Source organism: Kitasatospora sp. NPDC058406, from assembly GCF_042722765.1.
In the GTDB taxonomy this organism is placed as follows: domain Bacteria; phylum Actinomycetota; class Actinomycetes; order Streptomycetales; family Streptomycetaceae; genus Kitasatospora.
In genome coordinates this window covers 14,997-41,751 of record NZ_JBHXKE010000032.1, presented here as the reverse complement: position 1 = coordinate 41,751, position 26,755 = coordinate 14,997, and the positions used below count along the sequence as shown (strand labels likewise).

Sequence of the window (26,755 nt, the reverse complement as noted above, 5' to 3'; positions counted from 1 at the left end):
GATGACGGACACTCAGGCGGCGGCCATCCCTTCTCCCGCACCCGCCCCCGACCGGGAGCCGCTGCTCCGGGTGGCCGGCCTGACCCGGCACTTCCCGATCCACGGCGGCCTGCTGCGGCGCCAGACCGGCGCCGTCCGCGCGGTCGACGGCATCGACTTCACGGTCAACGCCGGTGAGACCCTGGGCGTCGTCGGCGAGTCCGGCTGCGGCAAGTCCACGATGGGCCGGCTGGTCACCCGGCTCGACGAACCCACCGGCGGGACGATCGAGTTCGAGGGCACCGACATCACCCACCTGGGCGTCGGCGCGATGCGGCCGCTCCGCCGTGACATCCAGATGATCTTCCAGGACCCGTACTCCTCGCTGAACCCCCGGCACACCGTCGGCACCATCGTCAGCGCGCCGTTCCGGCTGCAGAAGGCCGAGCCGGCCGGCGGGGTGAAGCAGGCCGTCCAGGACCTGCTGGAGCTCTGCGGACTCAGCCCCGAGCACTACAACCGCTACCCGCACGAGTTCTCCGGCGGCCAGCGCCAGCGCATCGGCATCGCCCGGGCGCTCGCCCTGCGGCCCAAGATGATCGTCGCGGACGAACCGGTCTCCGCCCTGGACGTCTCCATCCAGGCGCAGGTGGTCAACCTGCTGGACGACCTCCAGCAGGAACTCGGCCTGACCTACCTGATCATCGCGCACGACCTCTCGGTGGTCCGGCACGTCTCCGACCGGGTCGCGGTCATGTACCTCGGCAAGATCGTCGAGATCGCCGACCGGGACTCGCTCTACAGCCGCCCGATGCACCCCTACACCAACGCCCTGATGTCCGCGGTGCCGGTGCCCGACCCGCGCCGCAAGCAGCGGGCCGGGCGTGAGCGGATCCTGCTCAAGGGCGACGTGCCGTCCCCGATCAACCCGCCCAGCGGCTGCCGGTTCCGCACCCGCTGCTGGAAGGCCCAGGACGTCTGCGCGAGCCAGGAGCCGCCGCTCGTCGCGCTGGAGTCCGGGCACCAGGTGGCCTGCCACTTCCCCGAGAACGCTCCCGGGTCCGCCGCCGCGGCCGCCCCCGGGACCGCCCCGTCGGGCGGACCGGTGCCCGTCTCCGGGTGAGGCCCGGGCCGCCCGCCGAACGGCGCAGGCCGTCCCGCACCGTCCGTCCGGAGCTCCGGGCTCCGGACGGACGGTGCGCGGAGGTCCGGACCATCGGGTCCATAGTGGTCCGGTGACCTCGCAGATCTTCCCCTCCGACGTGCAGCAGTCGCTGGACCTCGTCGGCATCTTCGTCTTCGCCCTCTCCGGAGGGCTGCTCGCCGTCCGCAAGAACATGGACATCTTCGGCATCTGTGTGCTGGCCGAGGTCACCGCACTGGGCGGCGGGGTGATGCGCGACCTCGTGATCGGCGCCACCCCGGTCGCCGCCTTCAGCAACCTCGGCTACTTCGTCACCCCGCTGGCCGCCGGGCTGGTCGTCTTCTTCCTGCACCCCGAGGTCGAACGGATCAACCGCGCCGTGCAGACCCTCGACGCGCTCGGCCTCGGCCTGTTCTGCGTCACCGGGACCGCCAAGGCGCACGACTACGGGCTCGGAGCCGTCGCGGCCGTCGCGCTCGGCATGGTGACCGCGGCGGGCGGCGGCGTCATGCGCGACCTGCTCGCCGGGGAGATCCCCTCCCTGCTCCGCTGGGACCGGGAGATCTACGCCGTGCCCGCCCTGGTCGGCTCGGCGCTGGTCGCCGTGCTCATCGCCCTCGACCGGCTGACCGCCCTCACCGGCACCGCCGCCGCCCTGACCGCCTTCCTGCTCCGGATGCTCGCCCTCAAGTACGGCTGGCGCGCACCGCGGGCCTGGCACCGCAACGGTTCTCGCACCAGCGAGGAGTAGGCGAACCGCCGTACGCCAGCGAGATCGCCTCGACCGTGCAGAGCAGCTCCGGCACCAGCCGCACCAGCTCGGCGGGCGACACCCGGCCGGTCGGCGCCGAGACCGCGCAGGCCGCCACGGCCCGCCGGTCGCTGCCGGCCACCGGCGCGGCGACGCAGGTGACCGCCTCCCGGTGCTCGGCCGACTCGGCGGCCCAGCCCCGGCGGCGGACCGCGGCCAGGTCGGCGGAGAGCTCCGCCTCGGGCAGGCCGTCCCCGGGCAGCCCGGCCAGCAGCACCCGGCCGATCGCCGTCCCGGCCGCCGGGGCGCGCCGCCCGATCCTGGTCGGCCGCCCGGCCTCGCCGTCCCACCGGCCCGCCAACTCGTCCAGGTACAGCACCTCGCCGTCCTGCAGCACCGCCAACTGCACGGTGCAGCCGGAGCGCTCGGCGAGGGCCGCCAGGTACGGCGCGGCCACCTGGCGGACGTCGATCTCCTCCAGGGCCCGGTTCGCCAGCGACAGCACCTTGCCGCCCAGCCGGTAGCGACGGTCGGACTGCCGGTGGACGAAGCCGTGCTCCTCCAGCGTGCGCAGCAGCCGCAGCGCGGTCGACTTGTGCACCCCGATCGAGGTGGCGGCCTGTTCGAGGGAGACCGGGCCGTCGCCGAGCGACCCGAGCAGGGTCAGCGCACGATCGACAGACTGCGACATTCCGCCCCGTCCTGTTCCGTCCGGCCGCATTGCGGTGGCCGTCAGGCTAACCGTTCGAGGCGGGTGCCCCCTACCGGGCCCCGGCCGCCCGGCACCCCCGCCGTCCGGGTCCGCCCCTCCGCCCGCCGCCGGACCCGCCCGTCCGACTGCCCGCCCGGGCACGGCGGGTCACCGGCCGCCCGGGAGCGGCGGTCGGTGGCCGGATCGGTACGGTGGGCGGATCGGCCGCCGGACCGCACACCGGGGGCCCTCTACAATCGGATGGTTATGCCATACCTGGACCATGCGGCGACCACGCCGATGCTGCCCGAGGCGATCGCCGCGATGACGGCGCACCTGGGGGTCGTCGGCAACGCCTCCTCCCTGCACGCGGCCGGCCGCCGGGCCCGCCGCGTCGTCGAGGAGTCCCGCGAGTCGCTGGCCGACTCGCTCGGCGCCCGGCCCAGTGAGATCGTCCTCACCGCCGGCGGCACCGAGTCCGACAACCTGGCCGTCAAGGGCCTGTACTGGGCCCGCCGGGGGGCCGACCCGGCCCGCACCCGGGTGCTCTGCAGCCCCGTCGAGCACCACGCGGTGCTGGACGCCGTGCACTGGCTCGCCGAGCACGAGGGCGCCACCGTCGACTACCTGCCGGTGGACGGCCTCGGCCGGGTGCACCCGGCGGCGCTGCGCGAGGCGGTCGAACGCGACCCGGCCTCGGTCGCGCTCGTCACCGTCATGTGGGCCAACAACGAGGTCGGCACCGTCCAGCCGGTCGCCGAACTCGCCGCCGTGGCCGCCGAGTACGGCATCCCGATGCACGCCGACGCGGTCCAGGCGCTCGGTCAGGTCCCGGTGTCCTTCGCGGACTCGGGGCTCACCGCGCTCACCGTCACCGGCCACAAGATCGGCGGACCGTTCGGCATCGGCGCCCTGCTGCTCTCCCGCGGCGCGACGCCCGTCCCGCTGCTGCACGGCGGCGGCCAGGAACGCGACGTCCGCTCCGGCACCCTCGACGCACCCGCCGCCGCCGGCTTCGCGGCCGCCGCGGCGATCGCCGTCGAACGCCGCGCCGAGCACGCCGGCACGCTCGGCGCACTGCGGGACGACCTGGTCGCCGAGGTGCTGGCCGGGGTCCCGGACGCGGTGCTCAACGGCGACCCGGCGGCGGACGGACGGCTGCCCGCCAACGCGCACTTCTCCTTCCCCGGCTGCGAGGGCGACGCACTGCTGATGCTGCTCGACGCCCAGGGCATCGAGTGCTCCACCGGCTCGGCCTGCTCGGCCGGCGTCCCGCAGCCCAGCCACGTCCTGCTGGCGATGGGCGTCGACCCGCTGCTCGCCCGGGCCTCGCTCCGCTTCTCGCTCGGCCACACCTCCACCCGGGAGGACGTCGCCGCCCTCACCGGGGCCATCGGCCCGGCCGTCCACCGCGCCCGCAACGCCGGTCTCGCGGCCGTCCGGCGCTGAGGAAAACCCCGGCGGAATGCCGGACGGCACCACGTACGCTTGGACTCATCATGACTGACTTCCCGGGTGCTCCGACCGCTCCGTCCCCCACCGGCCGCCTGCGCGTGCTCGCGGCGATGTCCGGCGGGGTGGACTCCGCCGTCGCCGCGGCCCGCGCCGCCGAGGCCGGACACGAGGTGACCGGCGTGCACCTGGCGCTCTCCAGCAACCCGCAGTCCTTCCGTACCGGCGCCCGCGGCTGCTGCACCATCGAGGACTCCCGGGACGCCCGCCGGGCCGCCGACGTGATCGGCATCCCGTTCTACGTCTGGGACCTCGCCGAGCGGTTCCGCGAGGACGTGATCGACGACTTCGTCGCCGAGTACGCGGCCGGGCGCACCCCCAACCCCTGCCTGCGCTGCAACGAGAAGATCAAGTTCGCCGCGCTGCTGGACAAGGCGGTCGCGCTCGGCTTCGACGCCGTCTGCACCGGCCACTACGCCCGGATCGTCGACCTGCCGGACGGCCGCCGCGAGCTGCACCGCGCGGTGGACGGCGCCAAGGACCAGTCCTACGTGCTCGGCGTGCTCGACGCCGACCAGCTCGCCCACTCGCTCTTCCCGCTCGGCGACACCACCAAGGACGTCATCCGCGAGGAGGCCGAACGGCGCGGCCTGGCCGTCGCCAAGAAGCCCGACAGCCACGACATCTGCTTCATCGCGGACGGCGACACCCAGGGCTTCCTCGCCCGGCACCTCGGCACCGCGACCGGCGACATCCTCGACGCCGACGGCACCAAGCTCGGCGAGCACGACGGCGCGTACGGCTTCACCATCGGCCAGCGCAAGGGCCTGCGGATCGGCCGCCCGGCCGCGGACGGCAAGCCGCGCTACGTCCTCGACATCTCGCCGGTGAACAACACCGTCACCGTCGGTCCGGTCGAGGGCCTGGACGTCACCGCGCTGACCGCGATCCGTCCGCGCTGGTGCGGCGACGAGGCACCCGCCGAGGGGCGCTACACCGCCCAGCTGCGCGCCCACGGCGAGGAGGTCCCGGTCGCCGCCTCGGTCGCCGACGGCGAACTCCGCGTCCGCCTCGACACCCCGGCCCGCGGCATCGCCCCGGGCCAGGCGGTCGTGCTCTACGACGGCACCCGCGTGGTCGGCTCCGCCACCATCGCCACGACGGAGCGCCCGGCCGTCAACGCCTGAGCACACGACGGTCGGGCCCGTCCAGCCAGGCCCACTGCCGCTCCGCCGTGACCGTCAGGCCGAACCGGCCGGGGGGACGGCCGGCCGTTGTCGAGCCACCAGCGGTGGGCCTCCTCGACCTCGTCCCAGAGCCGGCGGGGGCCGTACTGCCACGCGGTGCCGTCCTCGACGGCGGCCCAGGAACGGGCGTCGGTGGTCGCCACCCACAGCCGGGCGCCGTCCTCGTCCCAGGCGGTCCACACGGTCCCCAGCCGCAGCCCGAGCGCGAAGCGGGCCTCCCACTCGTCTCCCGTGACCCGCCACGGGGACAGCACGGTCCGGCGTTCTTCGGGGACGTGCTCGTCGCGGACGACGTCGCGGAAGATCCGCAGATCCTGCCGCTGGGTGCGCATCAGCATGAATGCCGAGTGCGGGGCGAACCGGCCCTGCGCACGGCCCCGTTCGACGGTGAGCCTGAGAAGACCCCAGCAGAGCATGGGGTTGTCCCAGGGAGTGAGGACGATGCCGCCCGGCCTGGTCTGTTCGATCCACGCCCACGGGACCCGTCGGACCGAGCAGGTCGAGATGATCCGGTCGTACGGCAGTCGACGGTGCCGGCCGAGGGAGCCGTCCCCGCAGATCACGTCGACGGTCAGGCCGGCCGCGTTCAGGGAGGTCTGCGCCTGCCGGGCGACCCGGGGGTCGATCTCGATCGAGGTGACGCCTCCGGGGCCGAGGCGGTGGGCGAGGAGCGCGGCGTTCCAACCGGTACCGGTGCCGATCTCCAGGACGTGCATGCCGGGGCGGACATCGAGGTCGCGGAGCATCCGGACGACGATCGAGGGGGCGGAGGCCGAGGAGGAGGGCCAGGCCTCGGTGGGGTCGGGCGGTTCGGCGCCGTCGTTGACCTGGGTGACGATCGGCACGTCCGCGCAGGCGGCATCGAACCAGCGGTCGTGGTCGGTCCGGAGGTCGCACGGCACGTAGCCGCCTCGGCCGTCGTCCAACCAGACCCGCTCCGGGAGGAAGCGGTGGCGGGGGACTGCCGTGATCGCTTCCTGCCACTCGCGGGGGACGGGGCCGCCGAGCGCTTCGCCGGCGGCCCGGAGCAGGCCGCGGGCGGCGGCCTGCTCCGGGTGGTGAGGGGAGTCCGTCACTTCTTGTCGTCGTCCTTCCGGTGCTTCGGCTCGGGTGCGGGCCGCGCGCCGTCGGGGGACGGCTTGTCCGTGCCGGGGTCCTTCTTGCCCCCGTGCTTCCCGCCGCTGTCCTTGTCGGTTCCCCAGGCCATGGGTCCTCCTCGTGTTGTGGTGGTGATCGGGTTGTGGCTACCGGTCCGGAGGGCGCGGCGTGGGCGGATTCGTCGGCTTCGGTCGGGGTGGCTTCGGTTCGGGCGCGGGCATGGCGGTGCTCCTTTCTGTGCGAGGGGAGAGCGGTCCGGCTTCAGCGGGCGCGGTCGATCAGCACCAGGGCACCGGCGACGACGTGGAGTGCGGCCGCGACCGACACCCCGTAGGCGGCCCAGACCCGAACGGGATCGTCGCCGGAAGGCGAGCCGCCCTCGGAACAGCGATCGTCGTCCGTCGACGGGCGGTTCATCGGGGGATCGAAAGGTCGGCGTGCACGACCTTTCCGAGTGCCTCGACGCTCACGCCCCATCTGCCCCGGGTCAGGCGGTTCACCAGGGTCAGGCCGCGGTGGCACTCCTCGTCCGGAGCGGCCTGGATCAGTACCGGCAGGGCACACGAGCCGTCCCGAACCGAGATCCGCACGGTCGTCCGCGAGATGACTCGGACGGTGACCGCCATCTGCTGCCGGCATCCGGTCTTCGCGGCATTGGCGACCAGCTCGCTCGCGACCAGCTCGGCCGTGTCGAGCAGCTGGTCCAGTGCCCATTTCGTCAGGGTCTCCCGGAGGAACCGGCGAGCCTGCCCCGCCGATTCCGGCAGGTAGGGCAGCAGGATCTCGGCTGCCGCCGAGTCGAGGATCGGTTCAGGGCCGGACGGCGCGTGAGTCTCCATCAGGGTGTGCTGCATGGGAGCTCCAAGGTGTCGGCCACGGGTGTGGCCATCTCCTTTAGATGAGGTCTTGCCATGCACTCATGTATATGAGTGCATGGCAGAAGAGTGCCCTACTCCTGTACATGAGTCAACCCGCCGCGGGAGCGATCCCGAGGCGGGTTGAAGAAATTAACCGATGGTCAGTCGCGTGCCGGGAAGCGGTAGTCGAGAACGAACTGGTCGGCGGCCATGACGGTGTCGCACACCTCCACGACTCGGCCGCTCACGGAAATTGCGTCACGAACGAGGTGGATCACCGGTGCGCCGGGGCTCAGGGCGAGCGCCTTGGCTTCGGGCTTGGTCGCGAGACGGGCCCGCACGGACTCGGTGAACTCGGCCAGGGAGTGCCCGTGCTCCTCCAGTCGTGCGTAGATGCCGCCGCCTCCGGGGTTTTCGGCGAAGACCTCCGGGATGTCCTTGACGACATCCCACGGCAGGTAGGAGGTGGCTTCCTCCGTCGGTACCCCATCCCGGAAGTATCGGCGCTTGCGTGCCAGTACCTGGGTGCCTGCGGGAAGCTCCAGGCGGTCGGCGATCTCCGGAGGCACCGCAGTGGGGCCTACGAACAGCACTGTCACGGAGGGTGCGCCGCCCGAAGTCTCCGCTTCTGCCAGGTACGCGGCCTTGCCGGCCCTGCGGTGGGCGCGGCGGAAGCGGTCCGCGGACTTCCGCTGAACCGGCGGACGGGAGCGGACGAACGAGCCCCGACCGTGGTGCGTCTCGATCAGTTGAGTCGTCCGGAGTTCGGCGATGGCCTTGCGCACCGTCCCGGACGCGACTCCGTACCGCTGCATGAGTTCAGCTTCACTGGGTACGGTCGCGCCGGGAGCGAGGGCGCCCGATGTGATCTGTGCGGCGAGATCAGCCGCAATCTGCAGGTACTTCGTTGTGGCCGACGAGGCCAACTCACCATTCGCCATAGTCCTTCAAGGCTCCTATTCTCCTGCACATGAGTAACAGTGCCGGGAAGGCCCAGTCAACGTCGCTGCACTCCGTGTCCGTCGCAGGGGTGGTGGTGCGGGAGGACGGGCGGGTGCTGGCGATCCGCCGGGCGGACAACGGGGCGTGGGAGCCGCCGGGCGGGGTGCTGGAGCTGTCCGAGGCCGTCGAGGACGGGGTGCGGCGGGAGGTCTTCGAGGAGACGGGCATCAAGGTCGGTGTGGAACGTCTGACCGGCGTGTACAAGAACGTGACCCGCGGCATCGTCGCGCTGGTCTTCCGCTGCCGTCCGGAGGACGGGACGGCGCGGCTCTCGGACGAGTCGACCGCCGTCGACTGGCTCACGCCGGCGGAGGTCTCCGACCGGATGGCCGAGGTGTACGCCGTGCGCGTGCTCGACGCGCTCCGGGACGGTGCCGCGCCCAGCATCCGTGATCACGACGGCCGGCGGGTGCTCGGGCGGTAGGGCGTCCCACCGGGGAGGAGGATCTCCGGACCGTGATAGACCGGACGCACTATGAACCTCACTGTCTTCTGCTCCGCGTACTCGCTCGACGACCGCTACTCGGCTCCGGCCGCCGAGTTCGCCCGGCTGCTGGGGGAGGGCGGGCACACGCTGGTCTGGGGCGGTTCGAACGCCGGGCTGATGGGTCTGCTCGCGGACGGGGTGAAGGCCGCCGGGGGCCGGCTGGTCGGGGTCTCCGTCGAGTTCCTGAGGCACAAGGCGTACGACGGGGCCGACGAGCTGATCACCACCGCCGACCTCGCCGAGCGCAAGGCCCAGCTGCTGATGCGGGCCGATGCCGTGGTGGTGCTCGTCGGCGGCCTCGGCACGCTGGACGAGGTCACCGAGGTGCTGGAGCTGAAGAAGCACGCGCTGCACGACAAGCCGGTGGTCGTCCTGGACACCGAAGGTTTCTACGCGGGCCTGCGCACCCAGCTGGAGCGGATGGACGCCGAGGGCTTCCTGCCCCGCCCGCTGGGCGACCTGATCACCTTCGCCGGTACTCCGGCCGAGGTTTTCGAACAGCTCAAGTCCGGCGCCTGAGAGGATCGGCCCCATGGCTGCACATCTGATCACCGGCGCCGGCTCCGGCATCGGCGCCGTCCTCGCCGAACGCCTCGCGGAACGCGGGGACGACCTCTGGCTGCTGGCCCGCGACGCCCGCCGCGCCGCCGAGCTGCGCGAACGCTTCCCCGGGGCGCAGACCCTGGTCGGCGACCTCGGCACCCCGGCGAAGCTCTCCTGGGCCCTGGGGCACCAGGCACCGCCGATCGAACTCGACTCGCTGCTGCACGTCGCGGGCATCGTCGAGCTGGGCCCGGTCGGCGAACTGCCGGTCAAGGCCTGGCAGGACACCCTGAACGTCAACCTGGTCGCGCCCGCCGAGCTGACCCGTCTGCTGCTGCCCTCGCTGCGGCTGGTCAAGGGCCACGTCGTCTTCGTGAACTCCGGTGCCGGTCTGCGGGCCAGTGCCGACTGGTCGGCGTACGCGGCGAGCAAGCACGGCCTGAAGGCGCTCGCCGACTCGCTGCGCGCGGAGGAGCACGGGCACGGCGTCCGGGTCACCTCGGTCTACCCCGGCCGCACCGCCACGGCGATGCAGGTCAAGGTGCACCAGCAGGAGGGCAAGGAGTACGACGCCGGGCAGTGGATCGAGCCGGAGTCGGTGGTGAAGGCGATCCTGACCGCCCTCGACGTCCCGCGCGACGCCGAGATCACCGACATCACCGTCCGCCCCGGCCGCTGAGCCGCGACCGGCGGGGCGGGAGGTCGGCCGGTCCGACCTCCCGCCCCGGCGCACTAGGCTCGGGCGGGTGAGCAACGGACACCCCTTCCCCGACCTGGTCGGCGCCGCCACCGGCGTCGGATCGCTGCCCGGCACCGACGCCCGGGAGGCCGCCAGGACCTCCACCGGTGCGCTGGAGCACCTGCCGTTCCTCCCCGAACTGCCCGCGCGCGGGCCGGGCGCGGACATGATCGGACGCTCCGCCGGGATGCTGGTCGAGCTGTTCACGCAGACCGAGCCGAGCGGCTGGCGGTTCGCCGACCGCCCCGGCCGGGACACCCGCCGCGCCCACTCCTGGCTCGGCGAGGACCTGGACGCGCTGGAGGAGTACACCCAGGGCTACCGGGGACCGCTCAAGGTCCAGGCGGTCGGCCCGTGGACGCTGGCCGCGTCGATCGAGCTCAAGCACGGCGAGAAGGCGCTCGCCGACCGCGGCGCCTGCCGCGACATCGCCGCCTCGCTCACCGAGGGCCTCCGCCGCCACCTCGCCGACGTCCGCCGTCGCGTCCCCGGCGCCGAGGTCGTCCTCCAGCTCGACGAGCCCTCGCTGCCCGCCGTGCTGGCCGGCTCCGTGAAGACCGCCAGCGGCTTCCAGCGGCTGCGCTCGGTCGACCGGCAGGTCGCCGAGGAGGTCCTGCGCGAGGTGGTCCTCGGGCTGGACGCGCCGGTCGTGGTGCACTGCTGCGCGCCGCAGGTGCCGCTGCCGCTGCTGCGCCGCGCCGGGGTGGTCGGGGTCTCGCTGGACTTCTCGCTGCTGACCGAGCGTGAGGACGAGGAGCTGGGCGAGGCGATCGACGCGGGCACCGTGATCCTCGCCGGTGTCGTCCCCTTCACTGACCAGGGAGTGTCGGACGCGGCCGGTAGTGTCCAGGGTGTCAGGACGTTGTGGCGCAGGCTCGGGTTCGCCCCGGAGCTGCTGGGCCGCCGTGTGCTGGTGACGCCCACCTGCGGGCTGGCCGGGGCCTCACCGGCCTACGCGCGCACGGCACTGTCACTCAGCGTGAAGGCGGGCCAGAGCCTGGTGGACAACCCGGAATGAGAAGTTAACGGAGGGCTTGCGGTGGTGGCTGTCGAGGGCTGGGAGGACGTTCCGGCGGAGGTTCGCAGGCGGCACGCCGAGCTGGCCACCGAGATCGAGGACCACCGGGCCCGCTACTACGAGCAGGACGCTCCGGTCGTCAGCGACGCCGAGTTCGACGCGCTGATGCGCGAGCTGGAAGGGCTGGAGGCCGAGCACCCGGCGCTGGTCACGCCGGAGTCGCCGACCCAGCGGGTCGGCGGCGCGCCGACCGGGCTGTTCGCCCCCGTCGAGCACCGGGAGCGCCTGCTCAGCCTGGACAACGCGATGGACGACGACGAGCTGGCCGCCTGGGCCGAGCGCGTCGCCGCCGAGCTGGCCGGCATCGACTACCACTACCTCTGCGAACTCAAGGTGGACGGCCTGGCCGTCAACCTCACCTACGAGAACGGCCAGTTGGTGCAGGCGGCGACCCGCGGCGACGGCCGGGTCGGCGAGGACATCACCGCCAACGTCCGCACCATCAAGGAGATCCCGCACCGGCTCAAGGGCGAGAACATCCCCGAGCTGGTGGAGATCCGCGGCGAGGTCTACTTCCCGACCGACGCCTTCGAGGCGCTCAACGCCTCCTTCGCGGAGGAGAACGAGCGCCGCCGGCTGGAGAACGAGGAGCGCGCCAAGGAGGGCAAGCGGCCCCGGGCGATGATCCGGCTCTTCATGAACCCGCGCAACGCCGCCGCCGGCTCGCTCCGTCAGAAGGACCCGCTGGTCACCGCCTCCCGTCCGCTGCAGATGGTGGTGCACGGCATCGGTGCCCGGGTCGGCTTCGACATCGACGACCAGTCGCACGCCTACCGGCTGCTGCACGACTGGGGCCTGCCCACCGCGCGGCACAACGAGGTGGTGGGGACCCTCGACGAGGTCCGCGCCTTCATCCGGCGCTTCGGCGAGCAGCGGCACTCGGTCGAGCACGAGATCGACGGCGTGGTCGTCAAGGTCGACGAGATCGCCCTGCAGGGCCGGCTCGGCTCCACCTCCAAGTCCCCGCGCTGGGCGATCGCCTGGAAGTACCCGCCGGAGGAGGTCACCGGCAAGCTGGCCGAGATCAAGATCGGCATCGGGCGCACCGGCCGGGCCACCCCGTACGCGGTGCTGGCCGAGCCGGTCAAGGTGGCCGGCTCGATGGTCCAGTACGCGACGCTGCACAACCAGGACGTGGTGAAGGCCAAGGACGTCCTGCTGGGCGACACCGTGGTGCTGCGCAAGGCCGGCGACGTCATCCCGGAGATCCTCGGCCCGGTCTACGACGTGCGGGACGGCAGCGAGGTGCCGTTCGTGATGCCCTCGCACTGCCCCGAGTGCGGTGCCGAGCTGCGGCCGATGGCCGAGGGGGACATCGACCTGCGCTGCCCCGACGCCCGGTTCTGCCCGGCCCAGATCCGCGAGCGGATCGCCTTCCTCGGCGGGCGCTCGGCGCTGGACATCGAGGGTCTGGGCTACGTCGCGGCCACCGCGCTGACCCAGCCGCTGACGCCGGCCGAGGCGCCGGTGCGCAACGAGGGCGACATCTTCGGCCTGACGGTGGAGCAGCTGCTGCCGATCAAGGTCCTGGTGCGCGACCAGAAGACCGGCATGCCGAAGCTCGACGACGAGACCGGCGAGGAGAAGGAGGTGTTCTTCTTCGCGACCACCGCCGGGGCGCCGAAGAAGAACACCGGGGTGATGCTCGACAACATCGAGAAGGCCCGGGACCGCCCGCTCTGGCGCTTCCTCAACGGCCTCTCGATCCGGCACGTGGGCCCGGTCGCGGCCCAGGACCTGGCCCGGGAGTTCCGCGACCTGGACGCGATCTTCGCGGCGAGCGAGGAGCGGCTGGCCGCGACCGACGGCGTCGGCACGGGCACCGCGCGGTCGATCATCGAGTGGTACCAGGTGGACTGGCACCGCGAGATCCTGGAGAAGTGGCGTGCGGCCGGCGTCCGGTTCACCGAGGAGGCCCCCGAGGAGGAGGCCGAGCGTCCGCTGGAGGGCCTGACCGTCGTCGTCACCGGGACGCTGGCCGGGCACACCCGGGACGGCGCCAAGGAGGCGCTGACCTCGCGCGGCGCGAAGGTGACCGGATCGGTGTCGAAGAAGACCCACTTCGTGGTCGCCGGGGACAACCCGGGGTCCAAGTACGACAAGGCCGTCCAGCTCGGACTGCCGGTCCTCGACGACGCCGGCTTCGACGTCCTGCTGGCGCAGGGCTCGGCCGCGGCGCGGGTCCACCTGGGCCTGCCGCCGGAGCCCGAGGCCGAGGAGCCGGTGAAGAAGGCGCCCGCGAAGAAGCGTGCGGCGAAGGCCGCCGCGGGAGCGGTCGCGGAGGCCGCCGAGGGCGCGGCGGACGCGGGGGAGAGCGCGGCGGGGGAGCCCGCCGAGGCGCCCGCGTCGGAGGCCGCCGGGCAGGATCCGTCGGCGCCGGAGCCGGGGGCGGAGGAGCCCTCTGAGGGCTGACCCGCGCGCGGAGGCCGGGGATCCGTCTTGTTATCGTCCTGATGCAACGTCATCGGGTGTCGCACGGTGGGAGCGGGCATCGTGTCACCGTGCGACACCGGAGCGCGGTGGCGCATTTCCGGTTGTCCGAAAGTCTGCCCGTCGGGTGGACCCGCGCATACCCTGGAGCGCAACAGAGTGTCAGCAGGGGTGGGGGTACCGGCTGAGCCGGACTCCGCGGGGCCGCTCCATGCCCGGCAGGCTGCCGGCACCGGTACGGTGCCTCACCGCTAGGCGGCCTGACGGGGCGGGCCCGACGGAGGACAGGGCTTATGGATCATACGACCGGCGGTGCGCCCACACGCCCGCCGCAGGGGGTGGCGGGTGCGGTCCTGCTGCTCGGAGTCCTGCTGGCCGGCGCCGCACCGCTCATCCCGCTGGCCGTCCTGGTCTACCGCTACGAACCCGAGCTGCTGCCGCTGTTCGCGGTTCCGCTGGCCGTGCTGGTCGCCGCCTGGCGGATCGCCCGGGACCGTGCCCGGGACCAGCTCACCGACCCGCTGACCGACCTGCCCAACCGCCAGGCGTTATTGATCGCGGCCCAGGAGGCGATCGCCGAGCACGCCGAGGGATACAGCGTCGGTCTGATCCTGCTCGACCTCGACCGCTTCCGGTCGCTCAACGACACCCTCGGTCATACCGCCGGTGACCGGCTGCTGGTCCACATCGCCCGCCGCCTGCACCGGGCGCTGCGCTCCGGCGGTGCGGCCGGCAGCGCCACCCGGGAGTCGATCGACGACGTCTTCGCCGGGCTGCCCCGGCACTACCGCGGCCGCCCGATGGTGGCCCGGATGGGCGGCGACGAGTTCGCCGTCCTGCTGCCCGGCATCGGCTGTCCGGACTCGCTGGAGAAGGTCGCCAAGGCGCTGATCGCCGAACTCGCCGCGCCGATCCGGCTGGACGGCCTGCTGCTCGTCCTGGAGGCCAGCGCCGGCGTCTGCGTCTACCCGCAGCACGCGCAGGACGCCGAGTCGCTGCTGCGCCGGGCCGACGTCGCGATGGGCCACGCCCAGCGCGGCCGTACCTCGGTCGAGCAGTACGACGAGGCGCAGGACGCCGACACGCCGTACCGGATCGGGCTGCTGGGCGACCTGCGGCGGGCCCTGGAGACCGGCGAGGTGCAGCTGCACTACCAGCCCAAGGTGGCCTTCGACGGCCGGGTGGTCGGGCTGGAGGCGCTGCTCCGATGGGAGCGGCCCGGCCAGGGGAAGGTCTCGCCGGACGAGTTCGTCGGGCTGGCCGAGTCCAGCGGCCTGATGCCCCGGCTGACCGACTACGTGCTGGAGGCCGCCGTCGGCCAGCTCGCCACCTGGCGCGAGCAGGGCCTCCAGGTGCAGGTCGCGGTGAACGTCTCCCCGCGCGACGTGCTCAACCCGGGCTTCGCCCAGCGGGTCGCCGGCCACCTGGTCCGCCACCAGGTCCCGGCCCACGCGCTCCAGCTGGAGATCACCGAACGGCTGCTGCTGGACGACTCCCGGCGGGCCGCCGACACCCTCGCCGAGCTGCGCGGCTACGGCGTCGGGATGTCCCTGGACGACTTCGGCACCGGCCACTCCTCGCTGGTGCGGCTGCGCAGCCTGCCGGTCGGCGAGCTGAAGATCGACCGCTCCTTCGTCTCCCGGATGGTCGCCGACGACCACGACGCGGCGGTGGTCCGCTGCTCGGTGGAGCTGGCGCACTCGCTCGGCCTGACCGTGGTCGCCGAGGGCGTCGAGGACGACGAGACCTGGGAGCGGCTGAACCGCATGGGCGTGGACGCCGTGCAGGGCTGGCTGGTCTCGGCGGCGCTGCCGGCCGAGCAGGCCACCGCCTGGCTGCGGGTGCACCGCACCGGCGCGCCGCCGGTGGAGCGGCTCACCACCGCCCCCGCCGTCCAGCTGCCGTCGGTGATCCACCCGGTGCGGCCCCCGGTGCTCCCGCCGGTGCCCCACGTTCTGCCGCCGGTGATCCAGGCGGTCCAGGCCGCGAAACTGGAGATCCAGGCGCCCGGGCAGCAGAGTTGGGCGCCGACCCGCCCCCAGTGAGCCGCCCCGCTCACCCGGGTGACCCGGGCCCGCCCTCGCTCGTTGGCCGGTGGCCGGGCCGTGCCCCATAGGATGGGGACCACAGACCAAGAGGACGGGAGCGCCGGACAGGCCGCTCCTGCCCGGGCCCGGCGCCGCCGGAAGGCGGTACCGGGCCTCACCAGAACTCACCCTGAGGATCGCTGCATGCCTGGCATCACGCGCGAGGAGGTTGCCCACCTCGCTCGGCTGTCGCGTCTTGAGTTGCAGGCCGAAGAGCTGGACCACTTCGCCGAGCAGCTCGACGTGATCATCGGCGCGGTCGCCCGCGTTTCCGAGGTCGCCGGACAGGACGTCCCGCCGACCTCCCACCCGCTGCCGCTGACCAACGTCATGCGCGCGGACGAGGTGCGGCCGTCGCTCACCCCGGAGCAGGCGCTGGCCGGTGCCCCCGCCGCCGAGGAGCAGCGTTTCCGTGTGCCGCAGATCCTCGGGGAGGACTGACCGAGATGACCGACCTGATCCGTTACACCGCGGCCGAGACGGCGAACGCCGTCGCCACCGGCGAGGTCTCCGCCGTCGAGGTCGCCCAGGCGCACCTGGACCGCATCGACGCCGTCGACAAGAAGGTCAACGCCTTCCTGCACGTCGACACCGAGGGCGCGCTGAGCGCCGCCCGGGCCGTCGACGAGAAGCGCGCCAGAGGCGAGGAGCTGGGCCCGCTGGCCGGCGTCCCGCTGGCGCTGAAGGACGTCTTCACCACCAAGGGCGTCCCGACCACCTGCGGCTCCAAGATCCTCGAAGGCTGGATCCCGCCGTACGACGCCACTCTGACCACGCGTCTCAGGGACGCCGGCGTGGTGATCCTCGGCAAGACCAACATGGACGAGTTCGCGATGGGATCCTCCACCGAGAACTCCGCCTACGGCCCGACCGGCAACCCGTGGGACCTCTCCAAGATCCCCGGCGGCTCCGGCGGCGGTTCGGCCGCCGCGCTGGCCGCCTTCGAGGCCCCGCTGGCGATCGGCACCGACACCGGCGGCTCGATCCGCCAGCCCGGGGCCGTCACCGGCACCGTCGGCGTGAAGCCCACCTACGGCTCGGTCTCCCGCTACGGCCTGGTCGCGTTCTCGTCCTCCCTGGACCAGGGCGGCCCGTGCGCCCGCACCGTGCTGGACGCGGCGCTGCTGCACGAGGCCATCGCCGGCCACGACCCGCTGGACTCCACCTCGATCGACGCGCCGGTCCCGGCCGTGGTCGAGGCCGCCAGGCGGCGTGACGTCCGCGGCATGCGGATCGGCGTCGTGAAGGAGTTCGCCGGCGAGGGCTACCAGGCCGGCGTGATGCAGCGCTTCAACGAGTCGGTGGAGCTGCTGCGCGAGCTGGGCGCCGAGGTCGTCGAGGTCTCCTGCCCGTCGTTCACCCTGGCGCTGCCCGCGTACTACCTGATCGCGCCCAGCGAGGCCTCGTCCAACCTGGCCCGTTTCGACGCGATGCGCTACGGCCTGCGGGTCGGCGACGACGGCACCCGCTCGGCCGAGGACGTCACCGCGCTCACCCGCGAGGCCGGCTTCGGCGCCGAGGTCAAGCGCCGCATCATCCTCGGCACCTACGCGCTCTCCTCGGGCTACTACGACGCCTACTACGGCTCGGCCCAGAAGGTGCGCACGCTGATCTCGCGCGACTTCGACGCGGCCTTCGCCGGCGTGGACGTCCTGGTCTCGCCGACCACCCCGACCACCGCCTTCCCGATCGGCGAGCGCGCCGACGACCCGATGGCGATGTATCTGGCCGACCTGTGCACGATTCCGTCCAACCTGGCGGGCAATGCGGCCATGTCGCTGCCGTGCGGGCTGGCCCCGGAGGACAATCTCCCGGTCGGCCTGCAGATCATCGCACCCGCGATGGCGGACGACCGCCTGTACCGCGTGGGCGGCGCCGTGGAGGCCGCACTCAACGACAAGTGGGGGCACACCCTGCTGGAGGAGGCACCGGCACTGTGAGCAAGATCGAGAAGGCCAAGGGCTTCAAGCACTCGAAGCCAGGCATCTGGCTGTCCATCGGCACGAGCGCGTTCAGCGTGATCACCGTGGTGAAGGACGTCCGCAAGGCCCGGGGCGAGAACGACACCCTGAAGCTGGTCAACGCCCTGGTCGGTGCCGCCGCGCTGGTCACCGGCACCGCCCTGCTGGTGCGCGAGCTGCGCCGGCTGGGCGACGACGACGTCCTGCTGGGCTGACCGAGCCCGCGAGGCCCGGCCTGTACCCGCCGTACAGGCCGGGCCGGCACCTCCAAGACTTTTAGTGAAGGGGACGCTGTGAGCGTCAAGAACCTGGTCTCCTACGAGGACGCTCTCGCGTCGTACGACCCGGTGATGGGCCTTGAGGTCCACGTCGAGCTGGGCACCAAGACCAAGATGTTCTGCGGTTGCTCGACCGAGCTGGGTGCCGAGCCGAACAGCCAGGTCTGCCCGACCTGTCTGGGCCTGCCGGGCTCGCTGCCGGTGGTCAACGCGATCGGCGTGGAGTCGGCCGTCAAGATCGGCCTGGCGCTGAACTGCGAGATCGCCGAGTGGTGCCGGTTCGCGCGGAAGAACTACTTCTACCCGGACATGCCGAAGAACTTCCAGACCTCGCAGTACGACGAGCCGATCGCCTTCGACGGCTACCTCGACGTGCAGCTGGAGGACGGCTCGACCTTCCGGGTGGAGATCGAGCGCGCCCACATGGAGGAGGACACCGGCAAGTCCAGCCACGTCGGTGGCGCGACCGGCCGCATCCACGGCGCCACGCACTCGCTGCTCGACTACAACCGGGCCGGCATCCCGCTGATCGAGATCGTCACCAGGCCGATCGTCGGCGCCGGCGAGCGCGCCCCCGAGGTCGCCAAGGCGTACGTCGCCGAGCTGCGCGAGCTGATCAAGGCGCTGGGCGTCTCCGAGGCCCGGATGGACAAGGGCCAGATGCGCTGCGACGTCAACCTGTCGCTGCGCCCGAACGGCACCGAGACCTTCGGCACCCGTTCGGAGACCAAGAACGTCAACTCGCTGCGCAGCGTCGAGCGGGCCGCCCGGTTCGAGATCCAGCGGCACGCGACGGTGCTCTCCGACGGCGGCACGATCGTCCAGGAGACCCGGCACTTCCACGAGGAGGACGGCAGCACCACGGCCGGCCGGATCAAGGACAACGCCGAGGACTACCGCTACTTCCCGGAGCCGGACCTGGTCCCGATCGCGCCGTCCCGCGCGTGGGTCGAGGAGCTGCGGGGCGGTCTCCCCGAGCTGCCGCGGGTGCGCCGGGCCCGTCTCCAGGCCGAGTGGGGCCTGACCGACAAGGACATGCAGTCGGTGCTGAACGCGGGCGCCGTCGAGTCGATCCAGGAGACCATCGCCGCCGGCGCCCCGGCCGACCAGGCCCGCAAGTGGTGGATGGGCGAGCTGGCCCGCCGGGCCAACGAGACCGGCACCGAGCTGAGCGAGCAGCCGATCACCCCGGCGCAGGTCGCCCGGGTCGCCGCGCTGGTCGCCGAGGGCAAGCTGAACGACAAGCTGGCCCGCCAGGTCATCGAGGCCGTGCTGGCCGGTGAGGGCGAGCCGGACGAGGTCGTCGAGAAGCGCGGCCTGGCCGTCGTCTCGGACGACTCCGCGCTCGGTGCCGCCGTCGACCAGGCCATCGCCGAGAACGAGGCGATCGCCGCCAAGATCCGTGACGGCAAGGTCGCGGCCGTCGGCGCCCTGGTCGGCGCGGTCATGAAGGCCACCCGTGGCCAGGCCGACGCGGCCCGTGTGAAGGATCTGATTCTGGAGAAGCTGGGCGCTTCTGCCTGAGTTTCTAAGGTGTCTTAGACCTTCTAAGGTCTACTTAGGCGCCTCAGGCCCGGTCTTGCCCCTCGTAAGGGGTAGGCCGGGCCTTTGCCGTGTCCGGGCCGGGCACCCGGGCCCGGCACCTAAGGCCCGGACGGCCCGGAAGATCCGGCAGGCTGCCGATGCGCCCCACCCCCCTGGGAGAGGAGTGTTTACCCCAGAACGAGAGAGACACACCGAAACCCACAAGGGGAACACCGTGATCGAGTACGAGCTCATCAAGCAGCACGAGCAGGAACTCCAGGCCCTGGCCGAGCACGAGCGGCTGGTACGCCAGGCGAAGGGCGCCAAGCGCACCGGATGGCGGCCGAACGTCGCCTTCCGCTCCGTGCGCCGCGCCGTGCGTCCCGGCGAATGCTGACGGACCGGCACCAGCCCGGTGCCGCAGGGAATCCGGAGGGGGAGGCGACACGGGGGTGCGCCTCCCCTTCCGGGCGTCCGGAGGGCGGGATAACCGCTCGGCCGGCGCTGGACCTCTATGGCATGCTCGCAGCCATGCAGCAGATATCGGTGAGTCCCGTCTTCGTCGGCCGCGATCCGGAGCTCACCGCCCTGACGGCCGCGCTGCGACGGGCCGGCTCGGGACAGCCGCAGGCCGTGCTGATCGGCGGCGAGGCGGGCGTCGGCAAGACCCGGCTGCTGGAGGAGTTCCTGCGACAGGCCTGCGACGACGACGTGCTGACCACCGTCGGCGGCTGCCTGGAGATCGGCGCCGAGGGCCTGCCGTACGCACCGCTGGCCACCGCGCTGCGCCGGCTCCACCGCGGCATGGGGGCCGACTTCGAGGGCGCCGCCTCGGGGATGGAGGGCCATCTCGCCCGGCTGCTGCCCGACTTCGGCGAGGCTGACGGCGAACCCAACAACGAGTACGGACGAGCCCGGCTGTTCGAGCACACCGCGAGGCTGTTCGAACGACTCGGCACGGACCGTACTCTCGTGCTCGCCGTGGAGGACCTGCACTGGTCCGACCGGTCCACCCGCGAGCTGTTCTCCTACCTGGTCCGCACCCTGCACCGGGCCCGCGTCCTGCTGGTCGCCACCTACCGCAGCGACGACCTGCACCGCCGCCACCCGCTGCGGCCCTTCCTGGCCGAACTGGAGCGGCTGCGCACCGTGCAGCGCATGGAGCTGGAGCGGTTCGGGCCGGGCGAGGTGGCCGCGCAGCTGGCCGGCATCCTCGGCACCGCCGCGCCCGACCGTCAGCTCGTCGACCGGATCCACCGCCGCTCGGAGGGCAACCCGTTCTTCGTCGAGGAGCTCGCCACCTCCGTCCGGGAGGGCTGCTCGGCCGGGCTCACCGACTCGCTGCGGGACATCCTGCTGGTCCGGGTGGAGGCCCTGGACGAGCAGACCCAGCGGGTCCTGCGGATCGCCGCCGAGGGCGGCTCCTACGTCGAACACGCCCTGCTCGCCGCCGTCCTGGACGACGAGGAGGAGCTGATCGACTCGCTGCGCGAGGCGGTGGGCGCCAACATCCTGCGCCCGGACACCGACGGCGACGGCTACCGGTTCCGGCACGCGCTGGTCCGCGAGGCCGTCTCGGACGACCTGCTGCCCGGTGAACGGCACCGGATCAACCGCCGGTTCGCCGAGGCCCTGGAGGCCGAGCCGCACCTGGTCGGCAGCGACACCCGGCCGGCCCGGCTGGCCAACTACTGGTACCACGCGCACGACCCGGCCCGGGCCCTGCCGACGGCCCTGGACGCCGCCCGGGCCGCCCGGCGGCGCAACGCCTTCGCCGAACAGCTGCGGATGCTGGAGCGGGCCCTCGAACTCTGGGACGAGGTCTCCGAGGAGGTGCTCGGCGGCACGCTGCGGCCGTACGACTGGGCCGAGACCTACCCGCCGTGCTCCTGCGACGCCGACGCCCACGACGAGAGCTGCGACCGGCTGAACCTGATCGACGTGCTGGCCGAGGCGGTCGTCGCGGCCCGCCGCACCGGCGACCGCGAGCGCGGGCTGAGCCTGGCCCGACGGGCGCTCAAACTGGTCGACGAGGTCGAACACCCGGCCCGCGCCGCCTGGTTCCGGATCAACCGGGCCCGGATGCTCGGCCACCTGCGTCGCTCCGGCGACGAGGAGGAGATCGCGTACGCGCACCGGCTGGTCGAGCACCTGCCGGCGTCCGCCGTCCAGGCGGAGGTGTTCGCGCTCGGCGCCGGCAGCGGGATGCTCTCCAACCCCCGGCCCGAGCTGGTCGAGCTCGCCGAGCGGGCCGTCCGGATCGCCCGCCAGGTGGGCGCGCACGCCGTCGAGCAGCACGCCGTGATGACGCTCAGCGGACTGCGCAACGACCTCGACTCCGACCCGGACGCCGCGGTCGCCCAGCTCACCGCCGCGGTGGAGGCCACCCGGCGGATCGGCGCACCGGACGTCCTGCTGCGCGGCATCAACAACCTCTCCTCCATGCAGCGCGGGCTCGGCCGGGCTGAGGAGGCGGTGGCGCTGGCCCGCGAGGGCCTGGAGTCGGCGCGCGGCAACGGCCTGCAGCGCAACATCGGCGCCATCCTGACCGGCAACCTCGTCGAGGCGCTGATGGACCTCGGGCGGATCGACGAGGCCGAGCGGGTGCTCGCCGAGTGCGACCTGCTCGGCTCGACCGGCACCCACGCCGAGTTCCTGGACCGGATGCGCGGCGAACTCGCCCTGCTCCGCGGTGACCTGTCCGGCGCCGCCGCGATGCTGGCGCAGGCCAGGGCGGCCAACCGGGTCGGTCAGCTCCAGCACTCCGTCCCGATCGCGCGGCTGGCGCTGCGGATCGCGGTCGGGGCCGGCCGCCCGCTGGACGCCCGCGCCGAGCTGCTCGCCGCCCTGGACGAGGACCTCCGGTGCGGCTACCTCGCCGACCTCTACCCGCTGCTGGTCGACGGCGCCGCCGCCGAGGCGGACACCCGGGGCCTGCCGGAGGCCGGCCCCGGCCGGGCCGCGGTGCTGGCCCGGATCACCGCCGTCGCCGCCGGGCTGACCCCGACCGCGCCGCTGCACCGCGGCTGGGCCCGGCTGCTGGCGGGCGAGCTGGCCCGCGCGGAAGGGGCGGACGCCCCGGCGCACTGGGCCGCCGCGATCGAGGCGCTGCGCCCGACCGGGCTGCCGTACCCGCTGGCGCTCGCGCTGCTGCGGGCCGGCGAGGCGGAGGTGCTGGCCGGCCGCCGCGAGGCTGCGGTCGAACTGCTGCGCGAGGCAAGGGAACTGGCGATCGCCCGGTCCGACGCCGGACTCGGCGCGGAGGTCTGTGCGCTGGCCGAGCGGGCCGGTCTGGCGCTCACCGTGCGCCGTCCCGCCCCGGCTCCGGCGGCCCCGATCGGCGACTCCTTCAGCCTCACCCCCCGTGAGCGGGACGTGCTCCGTCTGCTCGCGCGGGGCTGCACCAACCGGCAGATCGCCGAGGAACTGTACATCTCGCCGAAGACCGCGAGCGTGCACGTGTCCAACATCCTCGGCAAGCTCGCGGTGGCCGGTCGGGGCGAAGCGGCCGCGCTGGCGCACCGGTTGCGGCTCTTTCCGGAGGACCTGGTCCCGGCCGGCCGCTGACCGCCCGACCCCGCAGATGCCCGACCGGTACCGCCGCCTTCCGGCGGTGGCCGGTCGGGCACTGCCGTGTGCTCCCGTGCGCGCCGCGTGAGCCCCTGCCCGCGCGCCCCCGCCAACCGGCCGGTTTCGTCGGAATCGAGTGTATTTCCCCACCTCCGCGCCATTACTCTACGTTGAGTGTGCGTGTCATTGAGTGACCGAAGTGGTGTAGGGTCCCGACCGGGAACATCGGTGCGGCGGGCCGGCCTGCAGGCCGCCCACCCCCTGGGCCACCGCCCTGACGGGGCGCCAGGTCACCGCGTACGGCCACCAGGCGTGCGGCCGGTGGTCCGTGGCCGGGGCGCCAGGCCCCGGGCCGGAGGGGGAGAGGCCGAGTGAGCCCCACCGACGCGGTGCTGCCCGGAGCCGGACGGCCGGAGGTGCCGGACACCGACCTGCCCGCGACCGGGCCGCCCACCGCCGGCCGGCCGGAACGGGGCCGCTTCCCCGCCGCCGACCGGCCCGCCCGCGACCGCCCGGCCGTTGACCACGCCGCCGTCGACCGCCCGGCCGCCGACCGGGCCAACGGCCGTGCCGCCGACCGGGTCACCGCCGCCGCCCGCCCCGCCGTTCCGGGCGCGGCCGGCCGGTTCGGGCCGGCCCGCCGCGCGCTCCGCAGCCGCAACCTGCCCGGCGCCGCCCTCGGCGTGCTCTGCCTCGCCTATGCCCTGGGTGCGGCGCTCGGCTGGGGCTCGCACCAGATCGCCGTCTTCATGGGCGACTTCGGTCTGGCCGCGGCGGCCCTCGCCGCCGCGCTCTCCTGCCTCGCGTACAGCTGCACGGTCGGTGGCCACGCCCGCCCGGCCTGGCTGCTGTTCGGCCTCTCCTCGCTCATGGTCGCCTTCGGCAACGGCACCTGGGGCTGGTACGAGCTGGTCGAGCGGACCCCGCTGCCGCCGAACTCGCTCGCCGAGTACGCCTTCCTGCTGTTCGCCCCGCTCGCCATCACCGGCGTCCTGGTGCTCGCCCAACGCCCCCGCACCGCCGCCGGCTGGCTCTGCCTGCTGCTGGACGGCTGGCTGGTGGCCGGCTCGCTGTTCACCCTCAGCTGGAGCCTCGCGCTCGGCCGCACCGCCGCCGGCGAGGACGGCTCCCCGCTCCGGCTGGCCCTCAACCTGGCCTACCCCGTCCTGGACATCCTGCTGGTCTCGCTGGTCGTCGGGCTGCGCTTCGGCGGCCGGGACGGCAACCGGGCCGCCGTCCACACCGCCATGGTCGGCCTCGCCGTCACGGTGCTCTGCGACGCCCTGTTCACCTCGCCCGAGCTGCGCAGCAGCTACCACTCCGGCGAACTGCTGGACGCCGGCTGGTTCGCCGGCAGCCTGCTGCTCGCCTGGGCGCCGTGGTCCCCGCGGTGGCGCCGCCCGCTGCGCGAGCACCCGGCGCTCGGTGGACTGCCCCGGCGCCGGGTCGCCACCACCTTCAGCGCGCTCACCCCGTACGCGGCCGCCGCCGTCTGCACCGCCGGCATCCTCTACAACGCCCTCGGCGGGCGGTCGCTGGACCGGGTGGTGGCCTCGGCCGCCTGCACCGTCGGCCTGGCGCTGATCCTGCGGCAGGGCATCATGCTGCTCGACAACCTCTCACTGGCCCAGGAACTCGCCCACAAGGAGGCGCACTTCCGCTCCCTGGTGCAGGGCTCCAGCGACGTCATCATGATCGCCGGCGCCAACGGCGTGCTCTCCTACGTCTCCCCGGCCGCGCTCGGCGTCTACGGGCGCGACCCGGAGGAGCTGGTCGGCGGCAACCTGCTCGACCTGATCCACCCCGAGGACGTCGACCGGGTGCTGCTGGAGGTCCGCCGCTTCCTGGCCCGCGGCCGGCTCGCCGCCCACCGCGACCCCGGCGGCGCCGAACCGGCCGCCGCCCGGGTGGAGTGCCGGATCAGCTCCGGTGACGGCGAGTGGCTGCACGTCGAGTCGACCGTCGACCGGTACCGCGACGGTCTGATCCTCAACAGCCGGGACGTCACCGAACGCGTGATACTCCAGGCCCAGTTGCAGCACAACGCCTTCCACGACCCGCTCACCGACCTGCCCAACCGGGCGCTGTTCACCCAGCGCCTGCGCGCCGCCCTCGCCACCCGCAGCCAGCAGGACGAGGCGGGCGCCGGGGTCGCGGTGCTCTTCCTCGACCTGGACGGCTTCAAGGCCGTCAACGACACCGCCGGCCACCAGGTCGGCGACGAGCTGCTCGTCCGGGCCGCCCGCCGGCTGCAGTCCGCCGTCCGCTGCGGGGACACCGTCGCCCGGTTCGGCGGCGACGAGTTCGCCGCGCTGGTCTGCGGCCCGCTCGGCCGCCTCCAGGTCCAGGAGCTCGCCGACCGGCTGCGGACGGCGCTCTCCGAGCCGTACTGGATCGGCGGCGTCGAACTCAGCGTGGCCGCCAGCATCGGCATCGCCTTCGGCACCCCCGAACGCGGCCCGGCCGCCGACCCGCGCGCCGCCACCGACGAGCTGATGCGCAACGCCGACCTCGCGATGTACCGGGCCAAGTCCGAGGGCAAGGGCCGGGTGGTGCTCTACACCCCCGCCATGCGCGCCGACCTGGAGCGCCGCACCGAACTCGACGAGCGGCTCCGGGCGGCTGTCCGGGAGGGCGGCTTCACCCTGCTCCACCAGCCCGTGGTGGACCTCGCCAACGGTGTGGTCACCGGCGTCGAGGCGCAGGCCCGCTGGCGCTCCGCCCAGGGCCTGCTGCTCACCCCCGCCGAGTTCCTGCGCTCCACCGAGCACGGCGACGCCGCGACCCGGTTCTCCCGCTGGCTGATCCGCGAGGCGGTCACCGCCGCCGCACTGCGCCGCGGCCTGCCGCTCAGGGGCCGCCCGGCGCCGCCGCCCGTCCCGGTCTCGATCCGGCTCTCCGCCGAGCGGCTCTGCGCGCCGGGCCTGTACGAGGCGGTGGTCGCGGCGCTGCGCGACAGCGGGCTGCCCGGCGGCCAGCTGGTCATCGAGGTGGCCCGGATGGGGCCGGACACCCTGGCGGACGAGCTCGGCCGCCGGCTCGGCGCCCTGCGGATGCTCGGCGTCTCCACCGCGCTGGCCGGCTTCGGGGCCGGCAACGGCTCGCTCGGCGCGCTCGCCCGGCTGCCGTTCGACGGCCTCAAGCTGGACCGCACGCTCGTCCAGGACCTGGGGGAGTCCCCGCTCAGCCGGACCCTCGCCGGGCACGCCCTGCGGCTCGGCCGCGACCTCGGGCTGGTCACCGCCGCCGAGGGCGTCGACCTGCCCCGGCAGATGGCCGTGCTGCAGGAACTGGGCTGCCGGCAGGGCCAGGGTTCGGCCTTCGCCCCGCCGCTGGACGAGACCCGGCTGAGACGCGCGCTGGCCCGCCGTTCCTACCCACTGCCGAGACCGGTCGGCGCCCTCGCGGCGCGGCGGGCCTTCCTCGCCGCGGACGCCCGTACGAGTGGCGGCGGCGAGGGTGCGCCGGGACGTGTCGCACCTCACCACGGTGGCCCCGACCTGCCCGAACACCGAGCCGCCGCAGGTCCGGGAGCGGGTCCGCATGGCGAGACTGTCGTCCCACCTGCTTGACAGTCGACCCTTGACGGGAGGAAGGTCGTTGCCATGCGCACCCGAATTCTCGTACTTGGCGGGCGCGTCGGCTGAGCGGGCCTCGCCCCGTTCGTGACAGACCGACGCGCCACCCCTCGCATGCCCTTGGCACGAGGGGTTTTTTGTTGCACTGACGCTGTTCCACCACCGCAAGACCCCTGGCCCCGAGCCCCTCGAATTGGGACGATTGGGGCAGAGCCGGCGATCGGCCCGCAAGCGGGACCCCACCCTCGACCTACCGGGG

The 26,755-nt window shown here is 73.4% G+C and carries 23 protein-coding genes; 17 read left to right on the top strand and 6 right to left on the bottom strand.

The genetic code is table 11. The annotated features are described in order from the left end of the window. Position 1 precedes the first annotated feature (1 nt). Both ACFWOG_RS09380 and ACFWOG_RS09375 read left to right on the top strand, forming a co-directional pair. The gene (locus tag ACFWOG_RS09380; RefSeq protein WP_329882944.1) at positions 2–1,102 is read left to right on the top strand and encodes a dipeptide ABC transporter ATP-binding protein; all 1,101 of its coding nucleotides are present in this window, start codon (positions 2–4) and stop codon (positions 1,100–1,102) included. A gap of 112 nt (positions 1,103–1,214) precedes the next feature. After that, complete coding sequence (locus ACFWOG_RS09375) at positions 1,215–1,874, top strand: trimeric intracellular cation channel family protein (protein WP_329952181.1); 660 nt, start codon at positions 1,215–1,217, stop codon at positions 1,872–1,874. Here ACFWOG_RS09375 and ACFWOG_RS09370 read toward each other — a convergent pair. Continuing rightward, complete coding sequence (locus ACFWOG_RS09370; RefSeq protein ID WP_380356370.1) at positions 1,810–2,565, bottom strand: IclR family transcriptional regulator; 756 nt, start codon at positions 2,563–2,565, stop codon at positions 1,810–1,812. The two genes, ACFWOG_RS09375 and ACFWOG_RS09370, sit on opposite strands and share 65 nt — an antisense overlap. A 267-nt stretch (positions 2,566–2,832) precedes the next feature. On the opposite strand from ACFWOG_RS09370, the gene ACFWOG_RS09365 reads away from it, so the two are divergent. Then, positions 2,833–4,014 (top strand): cysteine desulfurase family protein, encoded by a 1,182-nt coding sequence (locus tag ACFWOG_RS09365; RefSeq protein WP_329882941.1) that lies wholly within the window; start codon positions 2,833–2,835, stop codon positions 4,012–4,014. A gap of 50 nt (positions 4,015–4,064) precedes the next feature. After that, positions 4,065–5,204: a tRNA 2-thiouridine(34) synthase MnmA gene (gene mnmA / locus ACFWOG_RS09360; RefSeq protein ID WP_329882940.1), complete on the top strand. Its 1,140-nt coding sequence runs from the start codon at positions 4,065–4,067 to the stop codon at positions 5,202–5,204. Here the strand turns inward: mnmA and ACFWOG_RS09355 are convergent. The 5 genes from ACFWOG_RS09355 to ACFWOG_RS09335 form a co-directional block, all read right to left on the bottom strand. Beyond that, a complete protein-coding gene (locus ACFWOG_RS09355; protein WP_380356367.1) occupies positions 5,135–6,340 on the bottom strand; it encodes a methyltransferase domain-containing protein in 1,206 nt (401 codons plus the stop codon). The two genes, mnmA and ACFWOG_RS09355, sit on opposite strands and share 70 nt — an antisense overlap. After that, positions 6,337–6,471 (bottom strand): hypothetical protein, encoded by a 135-nt coding sequence (locus ACFWOG_RS09350; RefSeq protein WP_327680895.1) that lies wholly within the window; start codon positions 6,469–6,471, stop codon positions 6,337–6,339. Before ACFWOG_RS09350 ends, ACFWOG_RS09355 begins: the two co-directional genes overlap by 4 nt. A gap of 152 nt (positions 6,472–6,623) precedes the next feature. Further along, positions 6,624–6,779 (bottom strand): hypothetical protein, encoded by a 156-nt coding sequence (locus ACFWOG_RS09345; protein ID WP_355404356.1) that lies wholly within the window; start codon positions 6,777–6,779, stop codon positions 6,624–6,626. Next, on the bottom strand, positions 6,776–7,216 hold the full coding sequence (locus ACFWOG_RS09340; protein WP_380356363.1) for an ATP-binding protein: 441 nt from the start codon (positions 7,214–7,216) through the stop codon (positions 6,776–6,778). Before ACFWOG_RS09340 ends, ACFWOG_RS09345 begins: the two co-directional genes overlap by 4 nt. 164 nt (positions 7,217–7,380) lie before the next feature. Continuing rightward, complete coding sequence (locus tag ACFWOG_RS09335; RefSeq protein ID WP_380356361.1) at positions 7,381–8,160, bottom strand: GntR family transcriptional regulator; 780 nt, start codon at positions 8,158–8,160, stop codon at positions 7,381–7,383. 17 nt (positions 8,161–8,177) lie between these two features. On the opposite strand from ACFWOG_RS09335, the gene ACFWOG_RS09330 reads away from it, so the two are divergent. From ACFWOG_RS09330 to ACFWOG_RS09270, 13 genes are all read left to right on the top strand, one after another. Continuing rightward, positions 8,178–8,645, top strand: a complete 468-nt coding sequence (locus ACFWOG_RS09330) for an NUDIX hydrolase (RefSeq protein ID WP_380356386.1) — start codon at positions 8,178–8,180, stop codon at positions 8,643–8,645. A gap of 51 nt (positions 8,646–8,696) precedes the next feature. After that, on the top strand, positions 8,697–9,227 hold the full coding sequence (locus ACFWOG_RS09325; protein ID WP_380356358.1) for a TIGR00730 family Rossman fold protein: 531 nt from the start codon (positions 8,697–8,699) through the stop codon (positions 9,225–9,227). Positions 9,228–9,240: 13 nt separating this feature from the next. Then, entirely contained in the window at positions 9,241–9,930 is a 690-nt protein-coding gene (locus ACFWOG_RS09320; RefSeq protein WP_329882938.1) for an SDR family oxidoreductase, read from the top strand. A gap of 67 nt (positions 9,931–9,997) precedes the next feature. Further along, on the top strand, positions 9,998–11,008 hold the full coding sequence (locus ACFWOG_RS09315) for a methionine synthase (protein ID WP_329952177.1): 1,011 nt from the start codon (positions 9,998–10,000) through the stop codon (positions 11,006–11,008). A 24-nt stretch (positions 11,009–11,032) separates the two neighbouring features. Next, positions 11,033–13,480, top strand: a complete 2,448-nt coding sequence (gene ligA, locus ACFWOG_RS09310) for an NAD-dependent DNA ligase LigA (protein WP_380356383.1) — start codon at positions 11,033–11,035, stop codon at positions 13,478–13,480. Positions 13,481–13,791: 311 nt separating this feature from the next. Continuing rightward, the gene (locus tag ACFWOG_RS09305) at positions 13,792–15,543 is read left to right on the top strand and encodes a bifunctional diguanylate cyclase/phosphodiesterase (RefSeq protein WP_329952175.1); all 1,752 of its coding nucleotides are present in this window, start codon (positions 13,792–13,794) and stop codon (positions 15,541–15,543) included. Positions 15,544–15,729: 186 nt separating this feature from the next. Beyond that, positions 15,730–16,026 carry an Asp-tRNA(Asn)/Glu-tRNA(Gln) amidotransferase subunit GatC gene (gatC, locus tag ACFWOG_RS09300; RefSeq protein WP_035845952.1) on the top strand — a complete coding sequence of 99 codons (297 nt, stop codon included), beginning with the start codon at positions 15,730–15,732 and terminating at the stop codon, positions 16,024–16,026. A gap of 5 nt (positions 16,027–16,031) precedes the next feature. Further along, the gene (gatA, locus tag ACFWOG_RS09295) at positions 16,032–17,525 is read left to right on the top strand and encodes an Asp-tRNA(Asn)/Glu-tRNA(Gln) amidotransferase subunit GatA (RefSeq protein WP_329952174.1); all 1,494 of its coding nucleotides are present in this window, start codon (positions 16,032–16,034) and stop codon (positions 17,523–17,525) included. Beyond that, positions 17,522–17,761, top strand: a complete 240-nt coding sequence (locus tag ACFWOG_RS09290) for a hypothetical protein (protein ID WP_329882933.1) — start codon at positions 17,522–17,524, stop codon at positions 17,759–17,761. The genes gatA and ACFWOG_RS09290 overlap by 4 nt, the downstream gene beginning before the upstream one ends. Positions 17,762–17,839: 78 nt before the next feature. Further along, complete coding sequence (gatB, locus tag ACFWOG_RS09285; RefSeq protein WP_329882932.1) at positions 17,840–19,348, top strand: Asp-tRNA(Asn)/Glu-tRNA(Gln) amidotransferase subunit GatB; 1,509 nt, start codon at positions 17,840–17,842, stop codon at positions 19,346–19,348. Between the two features lie 235 nt (positions 19,349–19,583). Further along, positions 19,584–19,745: a hypothetical protein gene (locus ACFWOG_RS09280; protein WP_329882931.1), complete on the top strand. Its 162-nt coding sequence runs from the start codon at positions 19,584–19,586 to the stop codon at positions 19,743–19,745. A 134-nt stretch (positions 19,746–19,879) separates the two neighbouring features. Continuing rightward, on the top strand, positions 19,880–22,915 hold the full coding sequence (locus ACFWOG_RS09275; protein WP_355404373.1) for an AAA family ATPase: 3,036 nt from the start codon (positions 19,880–19,882) through the stop codon (positions 22,913–22,915). 686 nt (positions 22,916–23,601) lie between these two features. Further along, positions 23,602–26,490 carry a putative bifunctional diguanylate cyclase/phosphodiesterase gene (locus ACFWOG_RS09270; protein WP_380356380.1) on the top strand — a complete coding sequence of 963 codons (2,889 nt, stop codon included), beginning with the start codon at positions 23,602–23,604 and terminating at the stop codon, positions 26,488–26,490. Positions 26,491–26,755: the final 265 nt, after the last annotated feature.

Bases quoted from the DNA above. Each gene is read 5' to 3' on its own strand.
- ACFWOG_RS09380 (WP_329882944.1), top strand. From the start codon at position 2: ATGACGGACACTCAGGCGGCGGCCATCCCTTCTCCCGCACCCGCCCCC.
- ACFWOG_RS09370 (WP_380356370.1), bottom strand. From the start codon at position 2,565: ATGTCGCAGTCTGTCGATCGTGCGCTGACCCTGCTCGGGTCGCTCGGC.
- ACFWOG_RS09365 (WP_329882941.1), top strand. From the start codon at position 2,833: ATGCCATACCTGGACCATGCGGCGACCACGCCGATGCTGCCCGAGGCG.
- mnmA (WP_329882940.1), top strand. From the start codon at position 4,065: ATGACTGACTTCCCGGGTGCTCCGACCGCTCCGTCCCCCACCGGCCGC.
- ACFWOG_RS09350 (WP_327680895.1), bottom strand. From the start codon at position 6,471: ATGGCCTGGGGAACCGACAAGGACAGCGGCGGGAAGCACGGGGGCAAG.
- ACFWOG_RS09345 (WP_355404356.1), bottom strand. From the start codon at position 6,779: ATGAACCGCCCGTCGACGGACGACGATCGCTGTTCCGAGGGCGGCTCG.
- ACFWOG_RS09340 (WP_380356363.1), bottom strand. From the start codon at position 7,216: ATGCAGCACACCCTGATGGAGACTCACGCGCCGTCCGGCCCTGAACCG.
- ACFWOG_RS09335 (WP_380356361.1), bottom strand. From the start codon at position 8,160: ATGGCGAATGGTGAGTTGGCCTCGTCGGCCACAACGAAGTACCTGCAG.
- ACFWOG_RS09325 (WP_380356358.1), top strand. From the start codon at position 8,697: ATGAACCTCACTGTCTTCTGCTCCGCGTACTCGCTCGACGACCGCTAC.
- ACFWOG_RS09320 (WP_329882938.1), top strand. From the start codon at position 9,241: ATGGCTGCACATCTGATCACCGGCGCCGGCTCCGGCATCGGCGCCGTC.
- ACFWOG_RS09305 (WP_329952175.1), top strand. From the start codon at position 13,792: ATGGATCATACGACCGGCGGTGCGCCCACACGCCCGCCGCAGGGGGTG.
- gatC (WP_035845952.1), top strand. From the start codon at position 15,730: ATGCCTGGCATCACGCGCGAGGAGGTTGCCCACCTCGCTCGGCTGTCG.
- gatA (WP_329952174.1), top strand. From the start codon at position 16,032: ATGACCGACCTGATCCGTTACACCGCGGCCGAGACGGCGAACGCCGTC.
- ACFWOG_RS09275 (WP_355404373.1), top strand. From the start codon at position 19,880: ATGCAGCAGATATCGGTGAGTCCCGTCTTCGTCGGCCGCGATCCGGAG.